This is a genomic window from Streptomyces aurantiaciflavus (assembly GCF_049808595.1).
Taxonomy (GTDB): domain Bacteria; phylum Actinomycetota; class Actinomycetes; order Streptomycetales; family Streptomycetaceae; genus Streptomyces.
In genome coordinates this window covers 36,600-51,132 of the sequence record NZ_JBNCAQ010000017.1, presented here as the reverse complement: position 1 = coordinate 51,132, position 14,533 = coordinate 36,600, and the positions used below count along the sequence as shown (strand labels likewise).

Sequence of the window (14,533 nt, the reverse complement as noted above, 5' to 3'; positions counted from 1 at the left end):
CAACCAGTATCGGGGCGACCCTCCGCCTTGCGAGCGCACGCACCAGACGCCGCCAGGCCTGCCCTTCGGGCAGACGACGCTACTTTCGAAACACGCCCGAGTGAGCGGCCCTGCGTCGCGCCAGGATCCCCGCCGCGACGAGCACCACGCCGGCCGCCGCCACGATCACCACCGGGCGCGGATGCCGCTGTGCGAACTGCGCCGGCGCACGGAGTGGCGCGGGGGCCTGCTCCACGGCCTGACCGGCGCGGGAGGCCCGCTCCTGCATGCCGTGACCGGCGTGAGCGGCCTTGCTCTGGAGGGTGTGTCCCGCCTCCCTCGCCTTGAGCTGAACGGTGTGACCGGCCTGGGTGGCCCTGTCCTGTACGACGTGGCCCGCGCCCCTGGCCCGGTCCTGGACGGTGTGACCCGCGTGGGTGGCCCTGTCCTGTACGACGTGACTCGCGCCCTTAGCCCGGTCCTGGACGGCGTGGCCCGCACGGCTCGCCCGCTCCTGGACGGTGTGGCTCGCCTGGGCGGCGGTGCTGCGGAGCTGGACCGTCATCGCGCCCGCCCGGTCCCTGAGGTCGGCCGCGCGGGCCCGTGCCCGCCCACGGATGTCCGTCATCGCCGCCAGCTCCTCCACCGTGTTGCCGAGTTGACTCCTGGTCTCCGCTATCTGCCGACGCAGTTCCGCGGGGCCCCCGGCCCCGGCCGTCCTGCCGTCCGCCGTCGTCCTGTCCGTCATCGGTGCGCCCTTTCCCTGATCTCCTCGACGTCGGCCCTGACGCTGCCGAGGGCTTCCTCGGGGGTGGGGGGTGCGGCCCGGCGCAGCTGAGCGCGGCCGGTCGCGGCCAGCACGGCGGCGATCACGAACAGCACCGCCGTCACGATGAGCGCCGCGGCCCACACGGGCAGCGCCAGCGAGAGGGCGGCGACGCCCGTGCCGGCGAGAGCGAGCAGGCCCGCGTAGGCGAAGGCGCCCGCCGCCCCGAGCAGGCCGCCGCCGCGGCCGGCGCGGCGCCCCTTCTCGGCCAGCTCCGCCTTGGCCAGGGCGATCTCCTGCCGTGCGAGCCGGGAGAGCTGTTCGGTGGCCTGGCCGACGAGTTCGCCGACCGTGTGGTGCCCGTCGTGGACGGGCCGGGTCTCCATGGTCCCGGTCACGGTGTTCCGCCTCCTCTCGGTTCGGGAACACCCGGGTACCCCGGCGGGCGGCCCCTACCCCTGGGCGCCCCCGCCGGGACCGCCCTCGCCGAGCCTCGCCAGCTGGGTCTGGAACCAGTCGAGCCGGGCCTGCAACAGGGCCGCCTCCGCGGCGAGTTCGGGCACACCGAGATCGTCGCGCGCGGTGTCGTCCCCGACTCCGGTCCGGGGCGCCGCCACGACCCGCAGGCCCTCTCCGGCCAGCCGGGCGAACGCGGCCGGCGAGAGGGACGTCCGCGCGCCGACGCAGGTCGCGCAGGAGGGGGCCAGGGCCCGCCAGCCCGGCCTGCCCCAGCCGGCGTCGACGAGGGCGACGGCCGGCGCGCCGCACGCGCAGGGGCCCACGGTCGCCGTACGCACGCGCTGGCGGGCGTAGCGGAAGCCGTGCTCGAAACGGATGTAGGCGCCCAGGACCGTGACGTCGAGGAGGACGGCCGCGCGGTGCTCGGCCGTGCACAGCAGCGCCTCGGCGGCCGCGCGGTCGTGCACGCAGTGGAAGCCGCAGTCGCAGCGGCGGTGCGGCGCCCGGTGCCGCAGGCCGTAGACGCAGGACGCCTCGGCCAGGACTCCGTACGGCAGCGCGCCGCCCAGCGACACACCGGTGAAGCCCGCCCGGGTGCCGTCCTGGGACAGCATCGGGTGGGCGATCTTGTGTCCGGTCGGCGGCTCCGTGGGGCGTTCCTCGGGGAGCCGCAGCCTCATCGGTCGGCCGGGACCTCTTCGGGGGCCTCTTCGGCCGCCTTCGCCTCCGCGGGCCCTTCCGGAACGTCGAGTTCGTCGTCGATGACGAGCGGGCGCTCCTGCGCCACTCCGGTCGCCAGTGCCTTGCCGAGCTTCATGACGCCTCCCATGACCCGGGATCCGTGACCGTCTTCCGCCATGGTGACCCATGAGGCCGGTTTCGGCAGTGGGAGGACGCCGAACGCCGCTGCGCCGGCCGAGCCCGGACCAGCACGCACAGGCCCCTCACCTCAGCGCCTCTTACAAATACCTCGTAGAAAATTTAAGTGGAGCTTCACGATGCTCGTGCCGAGACTACCCCCATGACGAATCCACGCTCCTTGGCCTCTCCCTTCGGTCGTGCCCTCTGCGCGATGATCACGCCCTTCACCGAGGCGGGCACGCTCGACCTCGACGGCGCGCAGCGGCTCGCCGCTCGGCTGGTGGCGGAGGGCTGCGACGGGCTCGTCCTGTCCGGGACGACGGGTGAGTCGCCGACCACGACGGACGCCGAGAAGGCGGAGCTGGTGCGGGCCGTGCGGGCGGCCGTCGGCGACCGCGCGTCCCTGGTGGCGGGCGTGGGCACCGCCGACACCCGCCACACCGTCGACCTCGCCCTCGCGGCGGAGAAGGCGGGCGCGGACGGCGTGCTGGTGGTCAGCCCGTACTACAGCCGGCCCCCGCAGGACGCTCTGGAGGCACACTTCCGGGAGATCGCGGACGCGTCCGGGCTGCCCGTCATGCTGTACGACATTCCCGGACGCACCGGCACCCGCATCGAGCCGGAGACGATGATCCGGCTCGCCGCACACCCCCGGATCGTCGCCGTCAAGGACTGCGCCTACGACCTCCTCGGCACCCAGAAGGTGCTGGCCCGCACCGAGTTGGCGTACTACGCGGGCTGCGACGAGCAGATCCTCGCACTGTACGCGGTGGGCGCGGCGGGGTACGTCAGCACGGTCGCGAACGCCGTCCCCCGCCAACTCCGCGCGATCCTCGACACGTTCGACGCCGGTGACACCGACGCAGCCGCGCTCCTCCAGCAACGAGCCATGGAACTCATCGAGTTGATGATGGCCTCGGGGCTGCCCGGGACGGTGACCGCCAAGGGGCTGCTGAACGCACTGGACCTGCCGGCCGGCCCGGTCCGGCCACCGCTGCGTCCGGCAGCACCGGAGACACTGGACGGGCTGCGGGGGGCCTACGAGCGCTTCGTGGCCTGAGCACAGCAGGTGATGCCCGCCCGTAAATCCCGCGCGGAGCCTGATCCGGTCCCCCTACGGTGACCGGATGAGTCGTCCCCTGCTCTACCTCGACGTCGACGGCCCCCTCAACCCGTACGCGGCCAAGCCGGAACGGCGGCCCGAGGGCTACACGACGATCAGGGCCACCGTGCGGCCCGGGCGCCCGTTGCGGGTGTGGCTGCATCCCGGACACGGTGCCGCTCTGCTGGCCCTGCCCTACGAGCTGTGCTGGGCCACCACGTGGATGAGCGAGGCCAACCGTTGGATCGCTCCCGTGATCGGGTTGCCCGAGCTGCCGTACGTCGACTTCGGGGACCGCCTGCTCGCCCTGCGGAACGACGAGGTCCACTGGAAGACCGAGATCCTCGTCGCCCACGCCGCGGGGCGTCCCTTCGCCTGGGTGGACGACGAGCAGTCACCCGCCGACGAGGCCTACGTCGCCCACCACCATCCCGCACCGGCTCTGCTGCACCACGTCAATCCCCGGGTGGGCCTGCGAGAGGACGACTTCACCACGCTGACACGGTTCGCCGCAGCGCTGCCGACATGACGAAGCGCCCGCCCGCCGGTGGGGCGGGGAGGGCGCTCGCGGGGCTCCGGACCGGGCTCAGTTGTGGCTGTGCAGGATCTCGTTCAGGCCGCCCCACACCGCGTTGTTCGGGCGGGCCTCGACCGTGCCGGTGACCGAGTTGCGGCGGAAGAGGATGTTGGAGGCGCCGGAGAGTTCGCGGGCCTTGACGATCTGGCCGTCGGGCATCGTCACGCGGGTGCCCGCGGTGACGTAGAGGCCGGCCTCGACCACGCACTCGTCGCCGAGGGCGATGCCGACGCCCGCCTCGGCGCCGATCAGGCAGCGCTCGCCGATGGAGATGATCACGTTGCCGCCGCCGGAGAGGGTGCCCATGGTGGAGGCGCCGCCGCCGATGTCGGAGCCGTCGCCGACGATCACGCCGGCGGAGATGCGGCCCTCGACCATCGACGTGCCGAGCGTGCCCGCGTTGAAGTTCACGAAGCCCTCGTGCATGACCGTGGTGCCCTCGGCGAGGTGCGCGCCCAGGCGGACGCGGTCGGCGTCGGCGATGCGGACGCCCTTGGGCGCCACGTAGTCCGTCAGGCGCGGGAACTTGTCGATCGAGGTCACCTGGAGGTGCAGGCCCTCGGCGCGCGCGTTGAGGCGGACCTTCTCGACGTCGTCGACCGCGACCGGGCCGAGGGAGGTCCAGGCGACGTTGGCGAGGAGGCCGAAGATGCCGTCCAGGCTCTGGCCGTGCGGCCTGACCAGGCGGTGGGAGAGCAGGTGCAGGCGCAGGTAGGCGTCGTGCGTGTCGATCGGCTTGTCGTCGAGGGAGGCGATGACCGTGCGGACCGCGACCACCTCGACGCCACGGCGGGCGTCCGGGCCGATCGCCTTCGCGGCGCCTTCACCGAGCAGCTCCACGGCCTTCTCGGCGGACAGGCGCTCGGTGCCGGACGGGCCGGGCTCGGCGGCGAGCTCGGGCGCGGGGAACCAGGTGTCGAGAACGGTGCCGTCGGCGGCGACGGTGGCGAGGCCGGCGGCCGCGGCGCCGGTGGTGCGAGGAGCAGTGGTGTCGGTCATGAGGGAAACCTAACCGGCGGGGGGCCGCGGAGGCTAACCAGCGGGGTGGCGTCTCAGGTGGCGGTATGTGCGGTGCGGCGCGGTGTGGTGCGCTCCGTGCCGGATGGGGCGCCCGGCCGCGCTCAGGTCCCTCGACCCCGGGAAGTTCCCTTTGGAAACTGACTGTGTCAGCATGGCAGCCCCGGGGCGACGACGCCCGAGCGACGAAGGGACGGCAGCGCATGGCCCGCAGGACGAGCCTGGAGGATTCCACCTGCGCCGTCGCACAGGCCCTGGACGTCGTCGGCGACTGGTGGACCTTGCTGATCGTGCGGGACACCGCGCGCGGGGTGCACCGCTTCGACGCGCTGCAACGTGAGCTGGGGCTGTCCCGGAAGGTGCTGACCGAGCGGTTGCGGCTGCTGGTGGACGCGGACGTGCTCGCCCGGGTGCCTTATCAGGAGCGGCCCGTGCGGCACGAGTACCGGCTCACGCCCCGCGGCCGCGCCCTGTTGCCCGTGCTCGTCGCTCTTCAGGACTGGGGGGATGCCTGGGTGCTGGGGGACGGGAGCCCCACGGCCACCGCGGCGGAGGCGTCCGTGGAGGCGCGGCGCGTGCACGAGTTGGTCGGCAGTCGGGTGCCCGAGCTCCAGTTGGTGGATCTGGGGGGTGCGTTGCGGGATCCGGTGGGGGGTGGTGCGCCTTACACCGTTCTGTACTGCTTCCCGGGGGCCTATGCGCGTGCGGATGCCTGTCCGCCGGGGTGGTCGGAGATCCCGGGCGCTCCCGGCTGCACCCTGGAGTCCTGCACCTTCCGGGACCGGTACGCCGAGTTCGCCGCCGCCGGCGCCGTGGTGCACGGGGTGTCCACTCAACGTCCGGACGAGCTGGCGGCGTTCGCGCGCAAGGAGCGGCTCAGCTTTCCCCTGTTGTCGGATGCCGAGCTCGCGCTGATCACCGCGCTGCGGCTGCCGACGTTCCGGGCGGCGGGGGCGACGCGGTTGAAGCGGCTGACGCTGGTGGTGGACCGGGAGCGGGTGGTGCGGGACGTGCAGTACCCGGTGACCGATGTGGTGGCCGGCGTGGAGGCGGCGTTGACGGCGGTCAGGGACTTGCGGGCGGAATGAGGCGGGCCAGTGCCTCCCTCGCGTACTCCTCGTCGTAGGGCACGTCCGTCAGGAGGACCTGGAGGCAGATGCCGTCCATGAGGGCCACGAGGGCGCGTGCCGTCGTCGGGTCCGTGCGGGGCGTGAGGAGGTCGGCGAGGTCCTGGGCCCACTCGGCGGCCACCGGGCGCAGGGGCGGGCGGCGCAGGGCGGCCAGATAGAGCTCGTACTCCAGCTCGACCCCGGTGCGGTCGCCGGCCAGCCACTCGCCCATCAGGGCGGCGAGTTCGGCGGGCAGGTCGGCGTGAGTGTTCGTCAGGCTTCCACGCTGCGCGACGAGTCGGGCGAAGCCCTCGTTCGCCTGCCGGAGGGCGGCGACCATCAGGTCGTCCAGGGTCGTGAAGTGGTACGTCGTGGAGCCGAGCGGGACGTCCGCCTCGGCGGCCACCGTGCGATGGCTCAGGCCGGCCAGGCCCTTCCTCCCCACGACGCGGATCGCCGCGTCGATGATCCGTTGCCGGCGGTCGGGGTCGTGGCGACGGGGCATCAGTGCGCGCCTCCCAGGTTGAGCACCACCACTCCCCCGACGATCAGCAGGATGCCGGCGACCCTGGTGAAGGTGAGGGCCTCCCCGAAGAGGACGAGGCCGATGACGGCGATCGACGCGGTGCCGACGCCGGCCCAGATCGCGTAAGCCGTTCCGATCCCGACGGACTTCAGGGTCTGGGCGAGCAGGGCGAAGGACACCACGTAGCCGATGGCCGTCAGAAGGGACGGCCAGAGTCTCGTGAAGCCGTCGCTGTACTTCATGGCGGTCGTCGCGGCCACCTCGGCGGCGATGGCGCCGGCCAACGTCAGGCATCCCATATGTACGAGCGTACACAGCATGCGTACGGGCGTACATATCGGCGGACCTCAAGGCGGAGGGGTGAGAAACCGTTATGGAAACCGCTCGCTCAAACTGCTACTCGCGAGTCACAGCATCCACTACTGTTTCACCGTTCACACACCGGGCCATCGCAGCCGCGGCCGCCGTCAGGCGCAACGCCGCGAGAGGAACAGCGCATGCCAGACAACAAGTCCCGGCCTTCCCTGGAGCATCCTTGGGAGAACGGTTGGGCCCCGGACACCTCCCGGGCTCCCGGAACGCGACGGCTGTGGCTGGCCGGCGCTCTCGCCGTGGCCACCATCGTGGCCTGCGTGACGGCAATAGCCGTCAACGACCGGGCCGATGAAAAGACGTCAGCCACTCGTGAGGGACGGACCACCTCCGACAAGGAGGACTCGTCGGGGTTGATCTCCTTCCCCACGCCGTTGCCGAGCGGTTCCGCCGCGGCTCCGGCCGGGAGCAGGAGCCCGTCGCCGTCCGCGTCCGCCTCCGCGTCGCCCTCGGCGTCCGCCTCGCCGCGACCGCAGGGCAGTTCGTCGCCCCGGGCCTCTGCCGCCCCGTCCACGCCGGCGGCCAAGCCGCCCAAGGACGCGTCCGATCCCAAGCCCAGGGTCGTGCAGCGGTCCGTGCAGTCGGTCAACTACCCCGACCGCTACTGGCACCTGAGGAACGGTTATGTCCGGCTCGACGCCATCGGCTCCGGACGCGAGCAGCGCGAGGACTCCACCTTCACCTTGGTCAAGGGGCTCGCCAACTCCTCCTGCTACTCCTTCCTCACCTCGGACGGCACCTACCTGCGTCACCGCAGCTTCGTCCTGGTCAAGCAGAGCAACGACGGTTCGTCCCTGTTCCAGCAGGACGCCACCTTCTGCGCCCGCGCCTCCTACGGCGGCACGGTCATGCTGGAGTCGGTGAACTACCCGGGCTACTTCCTCCGTCACGAGAACTTCCAGCTGAAGCTGGAGCGCTTCGAGTACAGCGGTCAGTACCGCGCCGACTCGGCCTTCCGGCTGGTGGAGGGGCTCGCCTGAGCCCGCTGAGCGGATGCGGAAAGCGGCGGCACCCGGTGGGTGCCGCCGCTTTCCACGGTCGGTGGACCTCGGACGTCTGTCCTCGGCCGATGGACCTCAGACGTTGAAGCCGAGGGCCCGAAGCTGATCACGGCCGTCGTCCGTGATCTTGTCGGGGCCCCACGGCGGCATCCACACCCAGTTGATGCGCAGCTCGCTGACCAGACCGTCCGTGGCGGACTTGGCCTGGTCCTCGATGACGTCCGTCAGCGGGCAGGCCGCGGAGGTCAGGGTCATGTCGACGGTGGCCACATTGGAGTCGTCGATGTGGATGCCGTAGATCAAACCCAGGTTGACGACGTCGATGCCCAGTTCGGGGTCGACGACGTCCATCAGGGCCTCACGGAGTTCCTCCTCCGAGGCCGGCTTCATCTCCACGGTCTCGCTCATGCCGTCTTCCTTTCGGCGTCGGCGCCCAGCGCCTGGGCCGTCGCGTCCTTCCACGCCATCCAGCTCAGGAGGGCGCACTTGACCCGGGCCGGGTACTTGGAGACACCGGCGAACGCGACCGCGTCCTCCAGCACCTCCTCCATCGCGTCGTCCGGCTCGATCCGGCCCTTGGACTGCATCAGCTCCAGGAAGGTCTCCTGGATCTTCTGCGCCTCGGACAGGTCCTTGCCCACGAGAAGTTCGTTGAGAACGGAGGCGCTGGCCTGGCTGATGGAGCAGCCCTGGCCCTCGTACGAGACGTCCTCGATCTTCGTGCCGTCGTACTTCACGCGCAGGGTGATCTCGTCGCCGCACGTGGGGTTGACGTGGTGTACCTCGGCGTCGCCGTCCCTCAGACCACGCCCGTGCGGGTTCTTGTAGTGGTCCAGGATGACTTCCTGGTACATCGAGTCCAGCTTCACAGCACGCCTCTCAGCCGAAGAAGTTCCGTACGTGCTCCAGCCCCTCGACCAGTGCGTCGATCTCGGCGGGCGTGGAGTACAGATAGAACGACGCTCGCGTGGTCGCGGGAATTCCGTACCGGAGGCAGACCGGGCGCGCGCAGTGGTGGCCGACGCGGACGGCGATGCCCTGCTCGTCGAGGACCTGGCCCACGTCGTGCGGGTGGATGTCGCCGAGGGTGAAGGAGATCGCCGCGCCGCGGTCCTCGGCCGTGGTGGGGCCGATGATCCGAAGGTCGGGGACCTCGCTCAGCTTCCGCACCGCGTACTCGGTGAGCGCGTGCTCATGGGCGAGGATCTTGTCCATGCCGATCGACGTGAGGTAGTCGATCGCCGCGCCCAGGCCGACCGCCTGCGCGATCGGGGGCGTGCCCGCCTCGAACTTGTGGGGCGCCGGGGCGTACGTCGAGGAGTGCATCGACACCGTCTCGATCATCTCGCCGCCGCCCAGGAACGGGGGCAGGTCCTCGAGCAGCTCCTGGCGGCCCCACAGCACGCCGATGCCGGTCGGGCCGCACATCTTGTGGCCGGTGAAGGCCACGAAGTCGGCCTGGAGGGCCTGGACGTCCAGCGGCATGTGCGGCGCGGCCTGCGAGGCGTCGACGCAGACCAGGGCGCCGACCTCCTGCGCACGGCGGACTATCGCCTCGACCGGGTTGACCGTGCCGAGGATGTTCGAGACCAGGACGAAGGAGACGATCTTCGTCTTCTCCGTGATGATCTCGTCGATGTCGGAGAGGTCGAGGCGGCCGTCGTCGGTCAGGCCGAACCACTTCAGCTTCGCGCCCGTGCGCTGCGACAGCAGCTGCCACGGCACGATGTTGGAGTGGTGCTCCATCTCCGTGATGACGATCTCGGTCTCGGAGTCCACGCGGTAGGGCTCCTCGGCCCAGCCCAGCATGTTCGCCACGAGGTTGAGCGACTCGGAGGCGTTCTTGGTGAAGATCACCTCGTCGCGGCTGGGCGCGTTGATGAACTCCGCGACCTTGTCGCGCGCGCCCTCGTACAGCGCCGTGGCCTCCTCGGCGAGCACATGCACACCGCGGTGGACGTTGGCGTTGTACCGCTCGTAGTACTCGCTCAGGGCGTCCAGCACCTGGCGCGGCTTCTGCGAGGTCGCCGCGTTGTCCAGGTACACGAGCTTCCGGTCGTCGTGGACCAGACGGTCCAGGATCGGGAAGTCCTTGCGGATCGCCTCGGTGTCGAGGAGGCCCGGCAGCTGTGTCACGCGGATGCGCCACCCTTCGTGTATGCCTCGTAGCCCTCGTCCTCCAGCTTGTCCGCCAGCTCGGCGCCGCCGGACTCCACGATCCGGCCGGCGGAGAAGACGTGGACGTGGTCAGGCTTGATGTAGCGCAGGATGCGCGTGTAGTGCGTGATCAGCAGGGTGCCGACCTCGCCGGTCTCGCGGACGCGGTTGACGCCCTCGGAGACGATGCGGAGGGCGTCGACGTCGAGACCGGAGTCGGTCTCGTCGAGGATCGCGACCTTCGGCTTGAGCAGTTCCAGCTGGAGGATCTCGTGGCGCTTCTTCTCACCGCCGGAGAAGCCCTCGTTGACGTTGCGCTCGGCGAAGGAGGGGTCCATGTTGAGGCGCTCCATGGCCTCCTTGACCTCCTTCACCCAGGTGCGCAGCTTGGGCGCCTCGCCACGGATGGCGGTGGCGGAGGTGCGCAGGAAGTTGGAGACCGAGACGCCGGGGACCTCGACCGGGTACTGCATCGCCAGGAACAGGCCCGCGCGGGCGCGCTCGTCGACGGACATCTCCAGGACGTCCTCGCCGTCGAGGGTGACGGTGCCGCTGGTGATCGTGTACTTCGGGTGACCCGCGAGGGAGTAGGCGAGGGTCGACTTGCCGGAGCCGTTGGGGCCCATGATGGCGTGCGTCTCGCCCTGCTTCACGGTGAGGTCGACGCCCTTGAGGATCTCCTTCGTGGCGTTGTCGGCCTCGACGGTGACGTGCAGGTCTCGGATTTCAAGCGTTGCCATGGGTGCCTCAGGACTCCTGGGTGAGGGAGACGAGCACGTCGTCCCCTTCGATCTTTACGGGGTATACGGGGACGGGGCGCGTCGCCGGAAGGGCGTCGGGCTTGCCGGAACGGAGGTCGAAGCGCGAGCCGTGCAGCCAGCACTCGATGTGGCAGTCGTCCACCTCGCCCTCCGACAGGGAGACGTTCGCGTGCGAGCAGATGTCGTGGATCGCGAACACCTCGCCCTCGGTCCGCACGAGGGACACCGGCGTGCCGTCGAGTTCCACCCGCTTCGGGGTGTCCTCCTCCAGCTCGCTCAGCCCGCAGGCGCGTACGAACGACGTCATGCGACCGACGCCTCCAGCTCCTCTTCGATCTTGGCGATGAGGCGCTCCTCGATGTCCGGGACACCGATCTGCTGGACCAGTTCGGCGAAGAAGCCACGGACCACGAGGCGGCGGGCATCGTGCTCCGGGATGCCGCGGGCCATCAGGTAGAAGAGCTGCTCGTCGTCGAAGCGGCCGGTGGCGGAGGCGTGGCCCGCGCCGACGATCTCGCCCGTCTCGATCTCCAGGTTCGGGACCGAGTCGACGCGCGCGCCGTCCGTGAGGACCAGGTTGCGGTTCATCTCGTAGGTGTCCGTGCCCTCGGCCTTGGCCTCGATCAGCACGTCACCGATCCACACGGCGTGCGCGTCGTCGCCCTGGAGCGCGCCCTTGTAGACGACGTTCGACTTGCAGTGCGGGGTGTTGTGGGTGACCAGGAGGCGGTGCTCCTGGTGCTGGCCCGCGTCGGTGAAGTACAGGCCGAACAGCTCGGCCTCGCCGCCGGTGCCGGCGTACGTCACGCGCGGGTGCAGGCGGACGACGTCGCCGCCGAAGGTGACGACCACGGACTTGAAGCTCGCGTCGCGGCCGACGAGGGCGTTGTGCTGGGCCACGTGCACGGCCTTGTCGTCCCAGTCCTGGACCGAGACGACGGTCAGCTTGGCGCCGTCGCCCAGGATGTAGTCGACGTTGGCGGCGAGCACGGCGTCACCGGTGTGGTCGATGACGACGACGGCCTCGGCGAAGGCGCCCAGCTCGACGATCTGGTGGCCGAAGGCGGTCCCGCCCTCGCCGTGCACGGCGATGCGGATCGGCTCGGTCAGCACCGTCTCCTTGGGGACGGTGACCACGCCGGCCTTCTCGAACGCCGAGTAGGCCTGGGCGGCGACGCGGTCCACGGGGGTGCCCGCCTTGCCGAGCCGGGCGTCGTCACGGCCGACGGCCTCGACGGTGACGCCCTCGGGGGCCTGGATGTCGACCTTCACGCCGTTGCCGTCGGCGACGGCGGTGCCGTCGTGCAGACCGCGCAGGCGCTCCAGCGGGGTGAACCGCCATTCCTCCTCACGGCCGTGCGGTACGGGGAAGTCCGCCACGTCGAAGGAGGGGGGCGCGCTCATGCGCGAGACGACGGTCGACTCAGCGGCGACCGCGATCGAGCCCGCGGTGGTCGACCCCACGGGGATGTTCTGGGCCTCAGCCATGGCTGTCGTTGTGCTCTCTTTCCTACGTCGGTGGAGATCTCGGCCCGCCCGAAGGGGGCGGGCCGCTGCTGCCGGGGACGGCGGGGCCGGTGTCAGCCGACCGCGCCCTCCATCTGCAGCTCGATCAGCCGGTTGAGCTCCAGCGCGTACTCCATCGGCAGTTCCTTGGCGATGGGCTCGACGAAGCCGCGCACGATCATGGCCATCGCCTCGTCCTCGGAGAGACCGCGGCTCATCAGGTAGAAGAGCTGGTCCTCGGAGACCTTGGAGACGGTCGCCTCGTGGCCCATGGACACGTCGTCCTCACGGACGTCCACGTAGGGGTACGTGTCGGAGCGGGAGATGGTGTCGACGAGCAGCGCGTCGCACAGGACGTTCGACTTGGAGCCCGGGGCGCCCTCGCCGATCTCGATCAGACCGCGGTAGGAGGTACGGCCACCGCCTCGCGCCACCGACTTGGAGACGATGTTGGAGGAGGTGTTCGGGGCCATGTGGACCATCTTGGCGCCGGCGTCCTGGTGCTGGCCCTCGCCCGCGAAGGCGATGGACAGGGTCTCGCCCTTGGCGTGCTCGCCCATCAGGTAGACGGCCGGGTACTTCATCGTCACCTTGGAGCCGATGTTGCCGTCGATCCACTCCATGGTCGCGCCCTCGTAGGCGACGGCGCGCTTGGTGACCAGGTTGTAGACGTTGTTCGACCAGTTCTGGATGGTCGTGTAGCGGCAGCGGGCGTTCTTCTTGACGATGATCTCGACGACGGCGCTGTGCAGCGAGTCGGACTTGTAGATCGGGGCCGTACAACCCTCGACGTAGTGCACGTAGGCACCCTCGTCGACGATGATCAGGGTCCGCTCGAACTGGCCCATGTTCTCCGTGTTGATGCGGAAGTAGGCCTGGAGCGGGATCTCGACGTGGACGCCCGGCGGGACGTAGATGAAGGAGCCGCCGGACCACACCGCGGTGTTCAGGGCCGCGAACTTGTTGTCACCGGCGGGGATGACGGTCCCGAAGTACTCCTTGAAGAGCTCCGGGTGCTCCTTCAGCGCGGTGTCGGTGTCGAGGAAGATGACGCCCTGCTCCTCCAGGTCCTCACGGATCTGGTGGTAGACGACCTCCGACTCGTACTGGGCCGCGACACCGGCGACGAGGCGCTGCTTCTCCGCCTCCGGGATGCCGAGCTTGTCGTACGTGTTCTTGATGTCCTCGGGCAGGTCCTCCCAGGACTCCGCCTGCTTCTCCGTGGAGCGCACGAAGTACTTGATGTTGTCGAAGTCGATGCCCGACAGATCCGAGCCCCAGTTCGGCATGGGCTTCTTCTCGAAGAGCCGCAGGCCCTTGAGGCGGAGCTTGGTCATCCACTCCGGCTCGGACTTCTTCCCGGAGATGTCCTTGACGACGTCCTCGTTCAGACCGCGCTTCGCCGCTGCACCGGCCTCGTCGGAGTCGGCCCAGCCGTATTCGTACTTGCCCAGACCCTCGAGTTCGGGGTGGGCAGTCTCCGTGGGGAGAGTCATGCGGGGTTCCTCCCGGCCGTGCTGGCAGATGCGTTGTGGGTGGTCTGGGAAATCTTGGGGATGAACGTCGTGCAGACGCCGTCGCCGTGCGCGATGGTCGCCAGTCGCTGGACGTGCGTTCCGAGCAGCTGGGAGAAGATCTCGGTCTCCGCATCGCACAGCTGGGGGAACTTCTCCGCGACGTGGACGACGGGACAGTGGTGCTGGCACAGCTGCTCGCCGACCGGTGCGCTCCGCGCCGTAGCAGCGTACCCGTCCGCGCTCAAGGCCTTGGCCAGGGCTTCGGTGCGCTCCTCGGGGGCGGCGGCCTCGATCGCCTCGCGGTACGCGGCGGCCTGTTCGGCGATCCTCGCGCGCGCGAAGGCGACGACGGCCTCGTCCCCGCCGAACCGCTCCTGGATCCAGCGCAGCGCGTCCGCGGCGAGCTGGTCGTACGACTGGTCGAAGGCGTCACGGCCGCAGTCGGTGAGGGCGAAGACCTTGGCGGGACGGCCCCGCGTCCGCGCTCCGTACACCCGCTGCTCTCGTGCCTCCACGACGTCGTCGGCGACCAGTGCGTCGAGATGTCGGCGTACGGCGGCCTGAGTGAGGCCCAGCCGTCCCGCCAGCTCGGCGACGGTCGACGGCCCGTGGTCCAGGATGGACCGCGCGACCCGGTTGCGCGTCGAGCGCTCACCGGTCGCTAGCTCCTCCTGAGGGGCCCCCGTGGGGGTCTCCCGAGCCTCGCCGACGTTTTTCACAACGCCATTGTTGCGTAATTCCTCAGAGTCGGGCAAGCCGCGTCCGGACCACCGGACGGTGCCCTACGTCACTTAGGCATACCTAATCTGACCTGCGGAAACGA

Annotated in this window: 19 protein-coding genes; 4 read left to right on the top strand and 15 right to left on the bottom strand. The window is 70.2% G+C overall.

All coding sequences use genetic code 11. From position 1 onward, the window contains the following. Positions 1-79: 79 nt before the first annotated feature. From ACPT94_RS21390 to ACPT94_RS21375, 4 genes are read right to left on the bottom strand one after another with little or no spacing between them, the layout of a single operon-like run. Positions 80-727 (bottom strand): DUF3618 domain-containing protein, encoded by a 648-nt coding sequence (locus tag ACPT94_RS21390; RefSeq protein WP_425246565.1) that lies wholly within the window; start codon positions 725-727, stop codon positions 80-82. After that, on the bottom strand, positions 724-1,143 hold the full coding sequence (locus tag ACPT94_RS21385) for a phage holin family protein (protein WP_360341705.1): 420 nt from the start codon (positions 1,141-1,143) through the stop codon (positions 724-726). Before ACPT94_RS21385 ends, ACPT94_RS21390 begins: the two co-directional genes overlap by 4 nt. A 54-nt stretch (positions 1,144-1,197) precedes the next feature. After that, positions 1,198-1,884 carry a hypothetical protein gene (locus tag ACPT94_RS21380; RefSeq protein WP_425246564.1) on the bottom strand — a complete coding sequence of 229 codons (687 nt, stop codon included), beginning with the start codon at positions 1,882-1,884 and terminating at the stop codon, positions 1,198-1,200. Continuing rightward, positions 1,881-2,021: a hypothetical protein gene (locus ACPT94_RS21375; protein ID WP_425246563.1), complete on the bottom strand. Its 141-nt coding sequence runs from the start codon at positions 2,019-2,021 to the stop codon at positions 1,881-1,883. The genes ACPT94_RS21380 and ACPT94_RS21375 overlap by 4 nt, the downstream gene beginning before the upstream one ends. A gap of 204 nt (positions 2,022-2,225) precedes the next feature. Between ACPT94_RS21375 and dapA the strand changes: the two genes are divergently transcribed. Further along, positions 2,226-3,125: a 4-hydroxy-tetrahydrodipicolinate synthase gene (dapA, locus tag ACPT94_RS21370; RefSeq protein WP_425246562.1), complete on the top strand. Its 900-nt coding sequence runs from the start codon at positions 2,226-2,228 to the stop codon at positions 3,123-3,125. Between the two features lie 67 nt (positions 3,126-3,192). After that, positions 3,193-3,696 carry an HAD domain-containing protein gene (locus ACPT94_RS21365; RefSeq protein ID WP_360341714.1) on the top strand — a complete coding sequence of 168 codons (504 nt, stop codon included), beginning with the start codon at positions 3,193-3,195 and terminating at the stop codon, positions 3,694-3,696. A 57-nt stretch (positions 3,697-3,753) separates the two neighbouring features. Here ACPT94_RS21365 and dapD read toward each other — a convergent pair whose 3' ends face one another. Next, positions 3,754-4,743 carry a 2,3,4,5-tetrahydropyridine-2,6-dicarboxylate N-succinyltransferase gene (gene dapD, locus ACPT94_RS21360; protein WP_360341773.1) on the bottom strand — a complete coding sequence of 330 codons (990 nt, stop codon included), beginning with the start codon at positions 4,741-4,743 and terminating at the stop codon, positions 3,754-3,756. 221 nt (positions 4,744-4,964) lie between these two features. Here dapD and ACPT94_RS21355 point away from each other — a divergent pair, with 221 nt between their 5' ends. Next, a complete protein-coding gene (locus ACPT94_RS21355) occupies positions 4,965-5,849 on the top strand; it encodes a winged helix-turn-helix transcriptional regulator (protein WP_360341776.1) in 885 nt (294 codons plus the stop codon). Here the strand turns inward: ACPT94_RS21355 and ACPT94_RS21350 are convergent. Continuing rightward, positions 5,827-6,375 (bottom strand): TetR/AcrR family transcriptional regulator, encoded by a 549-nt coding sequence (locus tag ACPT94_RS21350; RefSeq protein ID WP_425246561.1) that lies wholly within the window; start codon positions 6,373-6,375, stop codon positions 5,827-5,829. The genes ACPT94_RS21355 and ACPT94_RS21350 overlap by 23 nt on opposite strands. Continuing rightward, positions 6,375-6,695, bottom strand: coding sequence for a DMT family transporter (locus tag ACPT94_RS21345; RefSeq protein ID WP_425246560.1), 321 nt, complete (start codon positions 6,693-6,695; stop codon positions 6,375-6,377). Before ACPT94_RS21345 ends, ACPT94_RS21350 begins: the two co-directional genes overlap by 1 nt. A 198-nt stretch (positions 6,696-6,893) precedes the next feature. On the opposite strand from ACPT94_RS21345, the gene ACPT94_RS21340 reads away from it, so the two are divergent. Beyond that, positions 6,894-7,748: an AbfB domain-containing protein gene (locus tag ACPT94_RS21340; protein WP_360341785.1), complete on the top strand. Its 855-nt coding sequence runs from the start codon at positions 6,894-6,896 to the stop codon at positions 7,746-7,748. Positions 7,749-7,844: 96 nt separating this feature from the next. Here the strand turns inward: ACPT94_RS21340 and ACPT94_RS21335 are convergent, their stop codons facing one another. From ACPT94_RS21335 to ACPT94_RS21300, 8 genes are all read right to left on the bottom strand, one after another. Then, entirely contained in the window at positions 7,845-8,177 is a 333-nt protein-coding gene (locus tag ACPT94_RS21335) for a metal-sulfur cluster assembly factor (protein ID WP_360341788.1), read from the bottom strand. After that, positions 8,174-8,638, bottom strand: coding sequence for a Fe-S cluster assembly sulfur transfer protein SufU (gene sufU / locus ACPT94_RS21330; protein ID WP_360341791.1), 465 nt, complete (start codon positions 8,636-8,638; stop codon positions 8,174-8,176). The genes ACPT94_RS21335 and sufU overlap by 4 nt, the downstream gene beginning before the upstream one ends. 10 nt (positions 8,639-8,648) lie before the next feature. Next, positions 8,649-9,905 (bottom strand): cysteine desulfurase, encoded by a 1,257-nt coding sequence (locus tag ACPT94_RS21325; protein ID WP_360341794.1) that lies wholly within the window; start codon positions 9,903-9,905, stop codon positions 8,649-8,651. Further along, on the bottom strand, positions 9,902-10,666 hold the full coding sequence (sufC, locus tag ACPT94_RS21320) for a Fe-S cluster assembly ATPase SufC (RefSeq protein WP_360341797.1): 765 nt from the start codon (positions 10,664-10,666) through the stop codon (positions 9,902-9,904). Before sufC ends, ACPT94_RS21325 begins: the two co-directional genes overlap by 4 nt. Positions 10,667-10,673: 7 nt before the next feature. Next, complete coding sequence (locus ACPT94_RS21315) at positions 10,674-10,994, bottom strand: non-heme iron oxygenase ferredoxin subunit (RefSeq protein WP_360341800.1); 321 nt, start codon at positions 10,992-10,994, stop codon at positions 10,674-10,676. Continuing rightward, positions 10,991-12,175, bottom strand: a complete 1,185-nt coding sequence (gene sufD / locus ACPT94_RS21310; protein ID WP_360341803.1) for a Fe-S cluster assembly protein SufD — start codon at positions 12,173-12,175, stop codon at positions 10,991-10,993. Before sufD ends, ACPT94_RS21315 begins: the two co-directional genes overlap by 4 nt. A 92-nt stretch (positions 12,176-12,267) precedes the next feature. Further along, positions 12,268-13,689, bottom strand: coding sequence for a Fe-S cluster assembly protein SufB (sufB, locus tag ACPT94_RS21305; RefSeq protein WP_360341806.1), 1,422 nt, complete (start codon positions 13,687-13,689; stop codon positions 12,268-12,270). Further along, on the bottom strand, positions 13,686-14,429 hold the full coding sequence (locus ACPT94_RS21300) for a helix-turn-helix transcriptional regulator (protein WP_360341809.1): 744 nt from the start codon (positions 14,427-14,429) through the stop codon (positions 13,686-13,688). Before ACPT94_RS21300 ends, sufB begins: the two co-directional genes overlap by 4 nt. Positions 14,430-14,533: the final 104 nt, after the last annotated feature.

What these genes read in the sequence shown, in the direction of transcription:
- ACPT94_RS21355 (WP_360341776.1), top strand. Translation starts at nt 4,965, where the DNA reads ATGGCCCGCAGGACGAGCCTGGAGGATTCCACCTGCGCCGTCGCACAG.
- ACPT94_RS21380 (WP_425246564.1), bottom strand. Translation starts at nt 1,884, where the DNA reads ATGAGGCTGCGGCTCCCCGAGGAACGCCCCACGGAGCCGCCGACCGGA.
- dapA (WP_425246562.1), top strand. Translation starts at nt 2,226, where the DNA reads ATGACGAATCCACGCTCCTTGGCCTCTCCCTTCGGTCGTGCCCTCTGC.
- ACPT94_RS21345 (WP_425246560.1), bottom strand. Translation starts at nt 6,695, where the DNA reads ATGGGATGCCTGACGTTGGCCGGCGCCATCGCCGCCGAGGTGGCCGCG.
- ACPT94_RS21375 (WP_425246563.1), bottom strand. Translation starts at nt 2,021, where the DNA reads ATGAAGCTCGGCAAGGCACTGGCGACCGGAGTGGCGCAGGAGCGCCCG.
- ACPT94_RS21340 (WP_360341785.1), top strand. Translation starts at nt 6,894, where the DNA reads ATGCCAGACAACAAGTCCCGGCCTTCCCTGGAGCATCCTTGGGAGAAC.
- ACPT94_RS21390 (WP_425246565.1), bottom strand. Translation starts at nt 727, where the DNA reads ATGACGGACAGGACGACGGCGGACGGCAGGACGGCCGGGGCCGGGGGC.
- sufD (WP_360341803.1), bottom strand. Translation starts at nt 12,175, where the DNA reads ATGGCTGAGGCCCAGAACATCCCCGTGGGGTCGACCACCGCGGGCTCG.
- sufC (WP_360341797.1), bottom strand. Translation starts at nt 10,666, where the DNA reads ATGGCAACGCTTGAAATCCGAGACCTGCACGTCACCGTCGAGGCCGAC.
- ACPT94_RS21350 (WP_425246561.1), bottom strand. Translation starts at nt 6,375, where the DNA reads ATGCCCCGTCGCCACGACCCCGACCGCCGGCAACGGATCATCGACGCG.
- dapD (WP_360341773.1), bottom strand. Translation starts at nt 4,743, where the DNA reads ATGACCGACACCACTGCTCCTCGCACCACCGGCGCCGCGGCCGCCGGC.
- sufB (WP_360341806.1), bottom strand. Translation starts at nt 13,689, where the DNA reads ATGACTCTCCCCACGGAGACTGCCCACCCCGAACTCGAGGGTCTGGGC.
- ACPT94_RS21335 (WP_360341788.1), bottom strand. Translation starts at nt 8,177, where the DNA reads ATGAGCGAGACCGTGGAGATGAAGCCGGCCTCGGAGGAGGAACTCCGT.
- ACPT94_RS21315 (WP_360341800.1), bottom strand. Translation starts at nt 10,994, where the DNA reads ATGACGTCGTTCGTACGCGCCTGCGGGCTGAGCGAGCTGGAGGAGGAC.
- ACPT94_RS21365 (WP_360341714.1), top strand. Translation starts at nt 3,193, where the DNA reads ATGAGTCGTCCCCTGCTCTACCTCGACGTCGACGGCCCCCTCAACCCG.